Origin of the sequence: Streptomyces sp. NPDC050548 (genome assembly GCF_044457385.1) — a bacterium.
GTDB lineage: Bacteria > Actinomycetota > Actinomycetes > Streptomycetales > Streptomycetaceae > Streptomyces.
This window is the reverse complement of sequence record NZ_JBITGV010000001.1, coordinates 1060474-1074109: the sequence shown is the minus strand read 5'-3', so window position 1 is coordinate 1074109 and position 13636 is coordinate 1060474. Positions and strand designations below refer to the sequence as shown.

Sequence of the window (13636 nt, the reverse complement as noted above, 5' to 3'; positions counted from 1 at the left end):
AAAATCCCGTGGGGCGTTGTCGGTGACGGCCCGTAGCGTGCTGGCATGACCTACCGCGACGTTGTCTCCCGACAGGTCCTGACCTGGGCCTGCACCGCCGTCGGTGCCCGTATGCCCGTGGCCATGGCCCCGCTCGCGCTGGTCTTCCTGGTGCGCGAGCGGCCCGGCGGCTACTCGCTGGGCGCGATCATCGCGGCGGCGTACGTCCTCGGGGAGATCGTCGGCGCCCCGGTGCTCGGGATGCGGCTGCGGCCCGAGCGGGCGCGGGGGCAACTGGCGGTCGGGCTCGCGCTCGGCGCGACGGGCTTCCTCGGGCTCGGGATGTTTCCGGGCGCGCATCCCGTCGTCCTCGCCGGGTTCGCGTGTCTCGCCGGGGGCGCCCCTTCCGCCGCGACCGGTGGGCTGCGCACTCTGCTCAGCTCCCTGGTGCCGGAGCGGTCCGTGGCACAGGCGCTGTCCGTCGAGTCGATACTCACGGCGGGCGTGTGGGCCGTCGCCCCGGCGGCCGTCGCGGGGCTGGCCCTCGGCATCGCACCCCGCGTCCCCCTGCTGCTCGCGGCCGGTCTGATGGCGTCCTCGGTCGGGGGGTTGTGGCTGCTGCCGGCGGGGTGGGACGGGGGTGGCGCGAGGGCCGCCGACGGTGGGGGCGGGGGCGGGGGTGGGGGTGGTGCAGGGGCCTCTGACGGTGGGGGCGAGGGTGGTGCGGAGGCCTCCGAGGGCGAGGGCGGTACCGGCGCTCGCATGCTCGCGATGCTGGTCGGTGCCTGGCCGGTGTACGTCACCGGGGCGGCCAGTGTCGCGGTGCTCGGACTGTCGGAACTCGTCCTGCCCGCTCTGCTCGAACAGCGCGGCATCGGTGTCGGCTGGTCCGGCCCGCTGCTGAGCGGGATGGCGGTGGGCGGCGGCCTCGGCGCCTTCGTCTACGGCCTGCGCGGCTGGCCGGGGCTGCTGCGCACCCGCAGCCTGGTGCTGATGGCCGGGACCTCGGCCTGTGTGACGCTCGCCGCGCTGATACCGAGCACGCCCGGGATCGCGGTCGCGCTCGTCATGGGCGGCACGCTCCAGTCGGGCGCGATGGTCACCCGCAACCTGTCCCTGCGCGAGGTGCTGCCGCCCGACGCCCTGGCCGCCGGCTACTCGGTCATGTACGCGGCGGCGAGCGTGGGTTACGCGGCGACGGGGTCGCTGGCCGGGGCGCTGCTCAAGGTGACGGCGCCGTCGACGGCGATCCTGGTGGGGGTGGGCCTGACCGTGCTGCTGACCGTGACCGGGTGGTGGGGCGAGGTGCGGCGCGTGGGCCGGGCGGCGGCGCGGGGTGCCGACGTCATCGTGGCGCGGTCTGCGAAGTCGGGCGCCTCGAAGCGGAGTTGGCGGTGAGTGGCCGGTGATTCTTACGAAGCCCGGACGTCAGGCCTTGGTGAGCCTTTTGTCCGCCTATGTGCCGCGGTCGCGGGCTAGCGTTGCAGCCGTCCGGTGGTGAGCGTGAGTCGCTCCGCCGGCTCCTGATCCCGCGTTCCGCAATTCGTTTCCGCGTTCCGTTTTCCGTAAGAGGAGTACCCACACATGGCTCTCGCCAAGGCCCGCGCCTCCCGCATGTCCCGCACCTCCCGCGCCGTCCGGATCGCCCGCACGGCGGGTACGGGCGCCGTCGCGCTCGCCGCCGCGGCCCTCTTCGCCGCGCCCGCCGCCAGTGCCGCCGACGGCCACCGTGGCTCCGACTCCCGCGCCCACCGCGGCAGTTCGACCGTCTTCGTGCAGACCGACGACACGACCGCCAACTCCGTGGTCGCCTACGAGCGCGCCGCCGACGGCACCCTCGGCCAGAAGGGGGTCTACCGCACCGGGGGCAAGGGCGGCGTCCTGGCCGGCACCGTCGCCGACCACCTTGCCTCGCAGGGGTCGCTCGCCTACGACCGGCACAACCAGCTGCTCTACGCCGTCAACGCGGGCAGCGACACCGTGACCGTCTTCGCCGTGCACGGCACCCAGCTGCGCCGTGTCCAGGAGCTCTCCAGCGGCGGGCAGTTCCCGGTCAGCGTCACCTTCCACGGCGACCGGGTCTACGTCGCCAACGCGCTCGGCGGCGGTTCGATACAGGGCTTCGCGCGGACCGGCGAGCGGCTGGTCAAGGTCCCCTCCTGGCACCGCGAACTCGGCCTGGCCACAACCGCTTCGGCCGTAGGACAGATCTCCTTCACGCCCGACGGTTCCAAGCTCGTCGTCACCACCAAGGCCGCCGGGCAGAGCATCGACGTCTTCCCGGTCAGCCGCCACGGCGGGCCGTCCGCGCGGCCCGTGGTGACCTCGCTCCCGGGGGCCGTGCCGTTCGGCTTCGACTTCGACTCCGCCGGACGGATCCATGTGACGGAGGCCGGGACGAACTCGGTGGGTACCTTCGCCGTCGCCCGTGACGGCGCACTGACCGCGAAGGGCACCGTCGCGACCGGCCAGACCGCCACCTGCTGGGCCGTCACCGCCGCAGGGAACGTGTACGTCTCCAACGCGGTCAGCGGCACGGTGTCCGGCTACCGGGTGGGCGCCCAGGGCAAGTTGACCGCGCTGGGCAACACGGCCACCGACGCCGGCACGGTGGACGCGGCGGCCTCCTCCGACGGCCGCTACCTCTACGTCCAGACCGGGATCAAGGGCATCGTGGACGAGTTCCGGGTCGACAAGAACGGGTCGCTCACCGAGATCGGCTCGGTCGTGGTGCCCGGCGCCGTCGGCGGGGAGGGCATCGTCGCGGGCTGACGGGGCGACACACGCGGAGCACGGGTTCACGGCGCGGCGCCGACACCGCCGTAGCTCTCGGACCCGCTGCTCCTGCCCCCGCCGCCGGTTCGGAACGTGCGGCGGTACGTCGTCGGGGTCACGCCGAGCGCCGCCTGCAGATGCTGGCGCATCGACTGGGCGGTGCCGAAGCCCGCGTCCGTGGCCACCTGGTCCATGGACAGGTCGGTGGACTCCAGGAGGTGCCGGGCGCGTTCGACGCGCTGCTGGGTGAGCCACTGGCCGGGGCTGACCCCGACCTCCTCGCGGAAGCGGCGGGTGAAGGTGCGCACGGACATCGCCTCCTGCTCGGCCATGTCGCGCAGCTGGATCGGCTCGTGCAGCCGGCCCAGCGCCCAGGCGCGGGCGGCGGTCGTGGTCGCCAACTGCGGGTCGGGGACCGGGCGGTGGATGTACTGCGCCTGCCCGCCGTCGCGGTGCGGCGGCACGACCGTACGGCGGGCCACGTCGTTGGCGACCGCCGTGCCGTGGTCGCGGCGCACCATGTGCAGGCACAGGTCGATGCCGGCCGCGACGCCCGCCGAGGTCAGGACGTCGCCGTCGTCGATGAACAGCACGTCCGCGTCGACCTCGATCCGCGGGAAGAGCTGCTGGAAGCGCTCGGCGTCCGCCCAGTGCGTGGTCGCCGGGCGGCCGTCGAGGAGACCGGCGGCGGCGAGGACGTAGACGCCCGTGCAGATCGACGCGAGGCGGGTGCCGGGGCGGATCCGGGCGAAGGCATCGGCCAGTTCCGGGGTGAGGACGCCTTCCTCGAAGACCGGGCCGAGTTCGTACGACGCCGGGACGATCACCGTGTCGGCGGTGGCCAGGGCCTCCGGCCCGTTCGGGACCTGGATGGCGAAGTCGGCGTCGGTGTCGACGGGGCCGGGCGGCCGGACCGAACACGTCACGACCTCGTACAGCAGCCGTCCCTCGGCGTCCCTGGGGCGCCCGAAGATCCGGTGCGGGATGCCCAGCTCGAAGGGGAGCAGCCCGTCGAGGGCGAGCACGACGACACGGTGCGGGCGGAAACCGTCAGTGGCGGTGCCAGTGGCTGCGGCGGTCGCGGTGACTGTGGCCATGACCCGATTGTATGGCCCGATCCTAGCGAATGCTGTCCTTCGGGCCAATGGATCGGATCGGCCGCAGGCCGGAAGCTGTATGGCGTGACCCAGACAACCGAACCGACCACAGTCGTGAACGAGACCCGGCCCTCCCCGCGCGTACGCATCCACCGTGCCTGGTTCGTCGCGGCCGTCACCTTCGTGACGATCATCGGCGCGGCGGCCTTCCGCTCGCTGCCGGGGCTGCTGATCGATCCGCTGCACCAGGAGTTCGGCTGGTCGCGCGGCACGATCGGGGCCGCGGCCTCCATCAACCTCGCGCTGTACGGGCTGACGGCCCCCTTCGCGGCGGCGCTGATGGACCGCTTCGGCATCCGGCGGGTCGTCGCGGTCGCGCTGACCGTGATCGCGCTCGGTTCCGGTCTGACGGTGTGGATGACCGCGCCCTGGCAACTCCTGCTGTGCTGGGGCCTGTTGGTGGGTCTGGGCAGTGGTTCGATGGCGCTGGCCTTTGCCGCGACGGTCACCAACCGCTGGTTCACCACACGGAAGGGCCTGGTCACCGGCATCCTCACCGCCGCCTCCGCCTCCGGCCAGCTGATCTTCCTGCCGCTGCTGTCCTGGATAGTCGAGGAGCACAGCTGGCGCCCGGCGGCCGTGACCGTCTCCCTCGCGGCCCTCGCCGTCGTCCCCTTCGTGTGGCTGCTGCTGCGCGACCACCCGGCCGACGTGGGCGCGAAGCCGTACGGCGCCGTCGAGTTCGTGCCGAAGCCGGAACCGGTGACGGGCGCGGCCCGCCGCACACTCACCGTCCTCTTCAAGGCGGTCCGCACCGGACCCTTCTGGCTGCTGGCCGGCACCTTCGCGATCTGCGGCGCCTCCACCAACGGCCTGATCCAGACCCACTTCGTGCCCGCCGCCCACGACCACGGCATGCCCATCACGGCGGCGGCCTCGCTGCTCGCGGTGATCGGCGTCTTCGACGTCGTCGGCACGATCGCCTCCGGCTGGTTCACCGACCGCTTCGAACCGCGCCGCCTGCTCGCCGTCTACTACGCCCTGCGCGGCATCTCCCTCCTCTTCCTCCCCATGCTGCTGGCCCCGACGGTCCACCCGCCCATGCTCTTCTTCATCGTCTTCTACGGCCTCGACTGGGTCGCCACGGTCCCCCCGACCCTCGCCCTGTGCCGCGAGCAGTACGGCGAGGACAGCGCGATCGTCTTCGGCTGGGTGCTCGCCTCGCACCAGATCGGCGCGGCGCTGGTGGCCTTCCTCGGCGGGGTCGCGCGGGACGCGTTCGGCTCGTACGACATGGTCTGGTACGTGTCCGGGGCGCTGTGCGCGGTGGCGGCACTGATGGCGCTGGTCATCCGGCGGCGGCCGGTCCTGAAGACGGGCGCGGTCGCGGTGGCGTGAGGCCTACGGCGCCGCGGTGATGTTCCCCTTCGCGTCCACGGTGTGGGTCTCCCAGTAGGTGTCCCACTTGTCGCCGACGTGCTGCGGCACCTTCCCCTTCGGGTAGCGCGTGTAGCCGCTCGGCGGGGTGTCGCCGTTCTTCACGCAGGCGCCACCGGAGGTGCTGCCGACGGCGAGGACCGGGTACTCGCCCGAGCCGCACATGGCGTCCTCCATGGAGAACGAGCAGGCGGACAGCGGCCCGGCGGTGGATATGAGGATGGCGGTGAGAACGGCGACTCGCGTGCGCTTCCTCATGGTTGGGGTCCCCCGGTCAGTTGCTCGAATCGGTCTGAGAGCAAGACTGTCGGAGCGGAAGCGGACCTTCATGAGTACGGGGGCTCAACACCGGAGCGCGGGTTACTCAGGGGAACTGAGGAGCAATCAGAGGAACCGGCCCCGGTGGAACAGCAACGGCGCTCCGTCCCCGTCGTCCGTCGTCCCCAGCGCGTCCACCCGGCCCACCACGATCAGGTGGTCGCCCCCCGTGTGCACCGCGTGGATCGTGCAGTCGATCCAGGCGGCGGTGCCGGTGAGGCGCGGGGAGCCGGAGACCGGGGAGGCGTCGTAGGGCACGCCCGTGAACTTGTCCCTGCCGCTGATCGCGAAGCCGCGGCACAACTCGCCCTGGTGGGCGCCGAGTACGTTGACGCAGAAGACGCCGGCGCGGGCGATGCGGGGCCACGTCGTGGACGTACGGCCGACCATGAAGACGACGAGCGGCGGGTCGAGGGAGAGCGCGGAGAACGACTGGCAGGCGAAGCCGGCGGGGCCGGGTTCACCGACCGCCGCGGGGGCGGTGATCACCGTCACGCCGGTCGCGAAGTGGCCCAGTACGTGCCGGAATTGGCCCTGGTCGACCGGTGCGCGCTCGTCGTCCGCGACGCACCGGAGCTCCGGCCGCGGCAGCGCCTCGACAGGCTGCGCGGCCGGAGCGCTTCCGGACGACCTGAGGTAGCGGACGGCGGCGGCGGCCGCTCCTGCGTGTCCCATCACACCACCCATTGAAGCTGACGGGTCATCAGATAGGAAGGGGTGCGGGCGACGGGGGTTCTGACAGCTCGTTCATAAACTCCCGGGAAGAACATGGGAGTTACGACGCCGCACGGACCTCCCTGAGTCACTCCCCGCACACCCGCCCGCAGCAGAGTTCCGCAACGACCGCCGCCGGTACGGAACCGGTGGCCGCCGCGACCCCCGAGGAGCATCCACCCGATGAACCGTCTCACCGCACGCGGCACCGCAGTTGCCGCCGTGGCAGGGCTCGCCCTGACCCTCGCCGCCGCCCTGCCCGCGCAGGCCGCCGACTCGACCGTCACCGAGGCCCAGTGGCTGTCCGACGTCGCCGCCGTCACCGGCCCCGCGCAGACCTACATCGACTCCCGTGCCGCCGCCAACACCTCGGGCGCCAAGCTGGCGGTCGTCCTCGACATCGACAACACCTCGTTGGCGTCCTACTTCGAGGGCGGCTACCCCACCCCGGCCACGGCACCGGTACTCGCCCTGGCCAAGGACGCGCACGCCAAGGGCGTCAGCGTCTTCTTCGTCAGCGCCCGCACCAACCTGATCGACGTGGCCACCAAGTACAACCTGACGAACGTCGGTTACACCGTCGACGGCCTCTACACCCGCACGCTCATCGACATCGCGAGCGAGAGCGTCGCCGACTTCAAGACCTCCCAGCGCAAGGCGATCGAGGCCAACGGCTACGACATCGTCGCCAACATCGGCAACAACACGACCGACCTGACGGGCGGCTACGCCGACACGACGTACAAACTCCCGGACTACGACGGCCTGTTGGACTGACGGCGGCGCGTCTCGCCCGGGTGAGGGGGCTCCCTTCACCCGGGCTAGCTCTTGTTCAGCGACCGTGTCACGCCCGCGACGACCGCTGTCGTCAGCAGCCAGCCGGCCGCGATCAGGGCGTAGGAGAGCCATTGCGCGAGGCTTCCGTCCGGCCAGTACCAGGCGCCGCGCTGGCCGAGGCCGCCGATGGGGATCAGCAGGTCGAGGGCGTAGACGAGGGCGTTGAACGACGGGCCCTGGCCTGCCTGGACCCGGATGGGACTCTGGTGGTCGAAGACGACCGTGCCGAGGACGGTCAGCGCCACGATCCACACGCCGGCCAGCCAGGGGCGGTAGCCGTAGCCGACCAGGGCGTCGAGCAGGTGCCCCCACACCCGGCCCGCCGGATGCAGAGTGCCGCGGCGGTGGCGCTGCTTGGCCAGCAGCACCTTGCGCGCGTCGTCCTCGTGGCCGACCTGCCGGTACCAGCTCGCCAACTGCTCGTAGGGCTGCGGTGCGTAGCCGGGCTCGCGCCGGACCCACTCGACGCGGCGGGTCACGTCGTAGCCGCGCAGACCCTCCTCGGACTGGAGGGAGGCGTAGCCGAACCCCTGGAGCCGTACGACACCCGGCCAGCTGTCCTCGCCGTCGTGCAGGACCGAGACGTGGGCCCCACGCAGGTCCACCGCACCGGAAGGGGGCGCTGCGGGCGTGAAGTGGAGTTCCGCCGCCTGCATCCTTGAGCAGTCCAGGGCCACGTCCGTGCCGTTCAAGAAGGCGCCGTCGAAGGTGAGTTGATCGGATACCTGCGCGCCGCGCAGCTGTACGGTCCCCTCGGCGGTGAACCCCTCGGAGAAGACCAGGGTCTGGGCCACGGCGTTGTCCGCGAGGAGCACCGGCCCGTCGGGGTTGTCGAGGTGGGCGCCCTCCATGAACAGGCCGCCGGGCAGGTGGGCTCCCAGCAGCCGGATGCCTCCCTGGGCGGTGAAGCCTCTCCGGCAGAAGACCCCGCCCTCCATGACCAGACCGCCGGCGAACAGCGCCCAGCCCTCCGGGTCCGACAACTTCGCCCCGCCCAGCTGCAGTTCGCCCGCGATGCGCGCCCGCATGAGCGAGAGCCTGCCGTGCAGGACCGAACGCCTCAGGTCGAGGGTGCCCTCGACGGAGGCCAACGTGGCGTCGATGCCCGGTACTTGGCAGCCGACGATGCCGATCGTCCGGGTGGTGGCTCCGGAGAGACTCGGCCCTTCCTCGAACCAGCAGCCCTCGAACCGCAGCAGCTGCCCGATCTCCGCGTCGGCCAGGTCGAGTTGGCCGGTGATCCGCGCACCGATGACCCGCAGCGCGGTGACCGCCCCCGGTGGTGCGGCGTTGGCTCCCCGCGCCAGTGCCGTCACGACAGCGGCCCGAAGCGTGCGCTCGGGTCCCCAGCCCGCTCCCTCCGCCGGATCGTTCTCGTCCGGTGCGCCCACGCGCAGGTCCACCAGGCGGCCTTCGGGGAAGGCGTCCCACAACTCCCGTTCGGGCGGAGTCATTTCTCCGTACGACAGCATGCGCACAGCGTAGAGACCGACGTCCCGGATACCTGCCCGGATGATCGAGGCCGAGCGACTCCTTCTGCGACCCCTGGGTGTGGCCGACGTCGACGCGTTCGTCGCGTTGCACGCGGACGATCGAGTGAACCGGTTCGTGGGTTCCTACTCGCGGCAACAGGCCCTGGAACGGCTGCGGTTGATCGAGGGGCAGTGGGCCGAACGCGGGCACGGGCTGTGTGCGGTGGAGCTGAAGGCCGGTGGGGGGTTCATCGGCCGGGCCGGGCTGAACCACTGGCCGGTCTTCGACGAGGTCGAGATCGGGTGGACGCTGAAGGCCGAGGCGTGGGGGCACGGCTACGCGACCGAGGCGGCTCGCGCCTGTCTTGAGTGGGGGTTCGCGAACCTGGAAGCGGACTACTTCACCGCCATGATCCACCCCGGGAACACCGCCTCGGTGCGCGTCGCCGACCGGCTCGGGTTCACCCTGCTCCGCGACGACGTGCTGATGGGCAAGTCCGTCACCGTGTACTCGCTGGACCGCCCGTCCCCGGGGTGAAGCACGCGGATCACCGCCCCCGGTACTCCGGACTCCGCCGCTCCACGAAACTCGCCACGCCCTCCCGCGCGTCCTGCGTCGTCATGTTGATCTCCTGGGCCGCCGCCTCCGCCGCGAACGCGGTCGTGCGGTCGCTGTCCAGGGAGGCGTTGACGAGCTGCTTGGTGAGGGCGAGGGCGCGGGTCGGGCCGGTGGCCAGGCGGTGGGCCCACTCGCGGGACGTCTTCTCCAACTCCCCGTCCGGAACGACCCGGTTGACGAGGCCGAGGCGTTCCGCGTCCGTGGCGGTCAGGGCGTCGCCGAAGAACATCAGCTCCTTCGCCCGTTGCGGGCCGATCAGGCGGGGGAGCAGGTAGGCGCCCCCGCCGTCCGGGACCAGGCCCCGGCGTACGAACACCTCGATGAACCGCGCCGACTCCGCGGCCAGGACGAGATCGCAGGCCAGGGCCAGATGCGCGCCCAGGCCCGCCGCCGTGCCGTTCACCGCCGCGATCACCGGTTTCTCGCAGTCCAGGACGGCCGCGATCAGGCGCTGCGCGCCCAGGCGGATCGTGCGGGCCACGTCGCCCGCCACCCGTTCGCCGGTCGCCGCCGCGCCGCCCCTCAGGTCCGCGCCCGCGCAGAAACCGCGTCCGGTGCCGGTGAGGACCACCGCCCGGATGGACGGGTCCGCCGACGCATCGGTCAACAGGCGTATCAGGCAGTCCCGTTGGTCCGGGGTGATCGCGTTCATGGCCTCGGGGCGGTTGAGGGTGACGTACGCGACCTGGCCCGAGACGGAGTGCACGACCTCGCTCATCGGCACACCGCCAGCGCGTCCAACGCCACCGCGCCCTGTCCCCGGGGCAGCACCATCAGCGGGTTGATGTCCAACTCGGAGAGCACATCGCCCAGTTCGAGGGCCATGCGCTGCACGCGCAGGATCACCTCCACCAGCGCGTCCAGGTCCGCCGGCGGTCGCCCCCGTACCCCGTCGAGCAGGGGACGGCCACGCAACTCACCGAGCATGTCGGCCGCCTGGTCCTCGCCGAACGGCGGCACCCGTACCGCCACGTCCCGCAGCACCTCGACCAGCACCCCGCCGAGACCGACCGTCACCGTCGGCCCGAACAGGTCGTCCTGGGTGACGCCGACCACCATCTCGACGCCCCGCTCGACCATCTGGCAGACCAGGACACCGTCCAGGGTCACATCCTCGTAGCGGGCGATGTCCGTCAACTCGCGGTAGGCGTCCCGGACTTGGCTGGCGGAGGTGAGACCCACCTTCACCAGGCCCAGTTCCGTCTTGTGCGCGATCTCGCCGCCCGACGCCTTCATCACCACCGGGTAGCCCACAAGGCCCGCCGCCCGTACGGCCGCCGCCGCGCTCGTCACCAGCTGCTCGCGGGGCACCCGGATGCCGTAGGCCCGCAGCAGTTGTTTCGCCGCGTGCTCGCTCAGTTGCTGGCCCGGGCGCATCAGGGCCTGGGCCTTGCGGAAGGAGGGGGAGAGGGTGCGGGGGGCCTCGTCGAAGGGGGAGCGGTAGGCGTGGACGAAGCGGTGGTGGGAGAAGTAGGCGCGCAGTGCCGTGATGCAGTTGCCGACCGTGCGGAAGGTGGCCACTCGCGAGGAGCCCAACAGGACGTCCCGGTACGCCGGTTCGGTGCCGACCGGTGAGCCCCACACCACGCACACCAGCTTGTCGGTGCGTTCGGCCGCGGCGACGAGGTCCTCGACCAGTTTGTCGCTCAGCGGCGGGAAGGGGCCCGTGATCGGGCACACCAGGACGCCCACCTCCGGGTCGTCGAGGATCGCGTCGATGATCTTCCGGCCGCGCCAGTCGCCCACCGGGTGACCGCCGTTGTCCACGGGGTTGGCCACGCTCAGGTACGGCGGTATCCACTCGTGCAGCTCGGACTGCCTGGCCGTGGACAGCTGCGGCAGGTGCAGTCCCGCCTCGCTGGCCAGGTCGGCGAAGTGGGCGCCCGTGCCGCCGGAGATGGAGTAGACGACGACCCCGTCGGCTACGGGGGGCTTCGCCCGCGCCAACAGGCTTGCGGTGTCCTGGAGTTCGTCGAGGCCGTCGACGCGGAGCACGCCGTACTGGCGCATCGCCGCGTCCACCACCGTGTCCGCGCCGGTGAGTTTGCCGGTGTGGGAGGCGGCGGTGCGGGCGCCGGTCTCGGTGCGGCCGACCTTCACCGCGACGACGGGCACCTTGCGGCGGGCGGCGCGGTCGGCGGCGAGGAGGAAGGCGCGGCCGTCCTTGAGGCCCTCCAAGTAGCAGGCTATGGCGCCCACTTCGGGGCGTTCGGCGAAGTAGGAGATGAAGTCGGCCGTCTCCAGGTCGGCCTCGTTGCCGGTGGGTGCCCAGTGCGAGAGGCGGATGCCGAGTTCCTGGAGGGCGAAGACCGGGCGGCCCTGGTGGCCGGACTGGGTGATGAGGGCGATCGCGGGGCCGTCGAGGTCCTCGCGGAACTTCTCGAAGGCGTTGAGGTTGGTGTTCGGGCCGAGGAGCCGTAGACCGGATCGGCCCACGGCGGCGGCCAGTTGCTGCTGCGCCAGTGCGCCCTCCTCGCCCGTCTCCGCGAAGCCGGACGCGAAGGCGACCGCGAACTTCACCTTCGCCTCGGCCAGTTGCTCGATCACGGGGAGCGGGTCGGCCACCAGCACCACGGCCAGGTCGACCTGTTCGGAGAGATCGGCGACGGAGGGAAAGCAGGGGACGTCGAAGACCGTCGTACGGGTGGGGTGCACCGGGTACAGGCGCGCTCCCACCCGGTCGGCCCAGGACATGAGTTGGCGGGTGATGCCGGTGTTGGGGCGTCCCTCCGCGTCCGAGGCGCCGATCACGGCGACCGACTCGGGGCGGAAGAAACGGTCCAGGTCGGGTACGCCGGCGTACAACGGCCGCCCGCCGACATCGAGATCGTCGACGTCGGCGGGCCTTCCGTGGACGGCGGGGCCGGGTTGCTCACCGCAGGCGATGACCCGGGCCCGGCGGGAGTCGGTGGTGAGGGTGCCGTGGGTTGATCCAAGCATCGGTCCGCCCGCTCCTGTGTGACAGTCGTGACAGCACAATTAACTGACGCACTGTCAGATTACTGAACTGACACTGCGTCAGGAACTGTCGTGCACGCAAAGAACGGGCGGAACCTAGCTCACGGCACTTTTGCGGACGGACTTGGCGAGGGCCTTCGCGATCTTCTCCGCGTCCATCGCCAGCTCGCGGAGCATCCCGCTGATGGGGTTGGTGAAGCCGGTGAAGTACAGACCGGGCGCGTCCTTCGGGGAGCGGGCGCCGTGCACGACCGGCTTCCCCCGCGCGTCCAGCACACCGAGATGACCGACGAGACCCTCCAGCGAGCGGACGTACCCCGTGGCCGCGACGACGGCGTCCGGTTCGATCCGCTCACCGCCGGCCAGCACCACCTTGCCGTCCTCGAACGCCTCCACGGCCGCCACGACCTCCACCCGCCCCTTGCGCACGGCGTCGATCAGACCGACGTCCTGCACCGGGATCGACCCGTCCTTGACCCGGCTGTACAGCCCGGTGTCGGGCCGCGCGAGCCCCTGCTCCGACAGGTCCGGCACGCTGAGCTTGGCCATCGGCCCCGCGAGCCGGTCGACCAGGCGGACCGGCAGCCGTCGTACGACGATGCCCGTGTACTGGGCCGCCCAGCCCGCGGTCGAGCGGCGCACGATGTGCGGGGTGGTGCGCACGGAGAGTCGTACGCGCGACGCACCGCCCTCCACCAGGTCGACGGCGATCTCCGCGCCCGTGTTGCCGACGCCGACGACCAGGACGTCCCGGCCCGCGTACGGCTGCGGGTTGCGGTAGTCGGCGGCGTGCAGCAGTTCGCCGGTGTAGGTGTCGCGGCCGGGCCAGTCGGGCAGCCGGGGGGTGTGGTTGGTGCCGGTGGCGACGACGACCGCGCGGCCGGTCAGCTCACGGCCGCCGGTGGCGTGCAGCAGCCAGCCGGTGCCGTCGGCCGAGCGCTCGATGCGGGAGACCTCGACACCGGTGACGATCTCCAGCTCGTGGACCTCGGCGTACTTCTCCAGGTAGCGCACCACGTCGTCGCGCGAGACCCAGCGCCCGAAACGGCGCGGCATCGCGAGGCCCGGCAGACCCGACAGCCGCCGGGTGGTGTGCAGGTGGAGGCGGTCGTAGTGGCCGCGCCAGGACGCCCCGACCCGGTCCGACCGCTCCAGTACGACGGCACGGATGCCCCGCGCGCGCAGCGCGTACGCGGCGGCGAGTCCGCCGGGGCCGCCGCCGATGACGTACACGGGGCGGTCTGCGTGGTTCTGTGGCGCCGGGGTCGGGGACGCTGTGGAGTCGGCCATGAGCGCGAGCGTAATCACGTCCCACGTTGATGGGTCTCGGTCAAGACCGGAATTGGTTGCGGATTGATCACGGGTGTGGAGGAGTGGGTGCGGCCGGTGACGTAGGGCGTCTGGTTGTGAGGGCCCGGTGGTTGTGCACG

The 13636-nt window shown here is 71.8% G+C and carries 12 protein-coding genes; 5 read left to right on the top strand and 7 right to left on the bottom strand.

Features of this window, described 5'->3' with window-relative positions:
- The first annotated feature begins 45 nt into the window (after positions 1-45).
- Both ACIBJH_RS05045 and ACIBJH_RS05040 read left to right on the top strand, forming a co-directional pair.
- Positions 46-1377, top strand: coding sequence for an MFS transporter (locus ACIBJH_RS05045; RefSeq protein ID WP_399115422.1), 1332 nt, complete (start codon positions 46-48; stop codon positions 1375-1377).
- A gap of 186 nt (positions 1378-1563) precedes the next feature.
- The gene (locus ACIBJH_RS05040) at positions 1564-2751 is read left to right on the top strand and encodes a lactonase family protein (protein WP_399115421.1); all 1188 of its coding nucleotides are present in this window, start codon (positions 1564-1566) and stop codon (positions 2749-2751) included.
- Positions 2752-2777: 26 nt separating this feature from the next.
- Here ACIBJH_RS05040 and ACIBJH_RS05035 read toward each other — a convergent pair whose 3' ends face one another.
- The gene (locus ACIBJH_RS05035; RefSeq protein WP_399115420.1) at positions 2778-3851 is read right to left on the bottom strand and encodes a GlxA family transcriptional regulator; all 1074 of its coding nucleotides are present in this window, start codon (positions 3849-3851) and stop codon (positions 2778-2780) included.
- A gap of 84 nt (positions 3852-3935) precedes the next feature.
- Between ACIBJH_RS05035 and ACIBJH_RS05030 the strand changes: the two genes are divergently transcribed.
- Positions 3936-5249 carry an MFS transporter gene (locus ACIBJH_RS05030; protein ID WP_399115419.1) on the top strand — a complete coding sequence of 438 codons (1314 nt, stop codon included), beginning with the start codon at positions 3936-3938 and terminating at the stop codon, positions 5247-5249.
- 3 nt (positions 5250-5252) lie between these two features.
- Here ACIBJH_RS05030 and ACIBJH_RS05025 read toward each other — a convergent pair whose 3' ends face one another.
- Positions 5253-5546: an SCO0607 family lipoprotein gene (locus tag ACIBJH_RS05025; protein ID WP_399115418.1), complete on the bottom strand. Its 294-nt coding sequence runs from the start codon at positions 5544-5546 to the stop codon at positions 5253-5255.
- A gap of 126 nt (positions 5547-5672) precedes the next feature.
- A complete protein-coding gene (locus ACIBJH_RS05020; protein ID WP_399115417.1) occupies positions 5673-6281 on the bottom strand; it encodes a flavin reductase family protein in 609 nt (202 codons plus the stop codon).
- 222 nt (positions 6282-6503) lie between these two features.
- Here ACIBJH_RS05020 and ACIBJH_RS05015 point away from each other — a divergent pair, with 222 nt between their 5' ends.
- Positions 6504-7097 carry an HAD family acid phosphatase gene (locus tag ACIBJH_RS05015; RefSeq protein WP_399115416.1) on the top strand — a complete coding sequence of 198 codons (594 nt, stop codon included), beginning with the start codon at positions 6504-6506 and terminating at the stop codon, positions 7095-7097.
- Between the two features lie 44 nt (positions 7098-7141).
- Here the strand turns inward: ACIBJH_RS05015 and ACIBJH_RS05010 are convergent, their stop codons facing one another.
- A complete protein-coding gene (locus ACIBJH_RS05010) occupies positions 7142-8629 on the bottom strand; it encodes an oxidoreductase (protein ID WP_399115415.1) in 1488 nt (495 codons plus the stop codon).
- A gap of 40 nt (positions 8630-8669) precedes the next feature.
- On the opposite strand from ACIBJH_RS05010, the gene ACIBJH_RS05005 reads away from it, so the two are divergent.
- Positions 8670-9167 (top strand): GNAT family N-acetyltransferase, encoded by a 498-nt coding sequence (locus ACIBJH_RS05005; protein WP_399115414.1) that lies wholly within the window; start codon positions 8670-8672, stop codon positions 9165-9167.
- Positions 9168-9177: 10 nt separating this feature from the next.
- On the opposite strand, the gene ACIBJH_RS05000 is transcribed toward ACIBJH_RS05005, so the two are convergent.
- From ACIBJH_RS05000 to ACIBJH_RS04990, 3 genes are all read right to left on the bottom strand, one after another.
- Positions 9178-9966 carry an enoyl-CoA hydratase/isomerase family protein gene (locus ACIBJH_RS05000; protein ID WP_399115413.1) on the bottom strand — a complete coding sequence of 263 codons (789 nt, stop codon included), beginning with the start codon at positions 9964-9966 and terminating at the stop codon, positions 9178-9180.
- Positions 9963-12188 (bottom strand): acetate--CoA ligase family protein, encoded by a 2226-nt coding sequence (locus ACIBJH_RS04995; protein ID WP_399115411.1) that lies wholly within the window; start codon positions 12186-12188, stop codon positions 9963-9965. Before ACIBJH_RS04995 ends, ACIBJH_RS05000 begins: the two co-directional genes overlap by 4 nt.
- Positions 12189-12302: 114 nt before the next feature.
- Entirely contained in the window at positions 12303-13496 is a 1194-nt protein-coding gene (locus ACIBJH_RS04990; protein ID WP_399115410.1) for a flavin-containing monooxygenase, read from the bottom strand.
- Positions 13497-13636 lie beyond the last annotated feature (140 nt).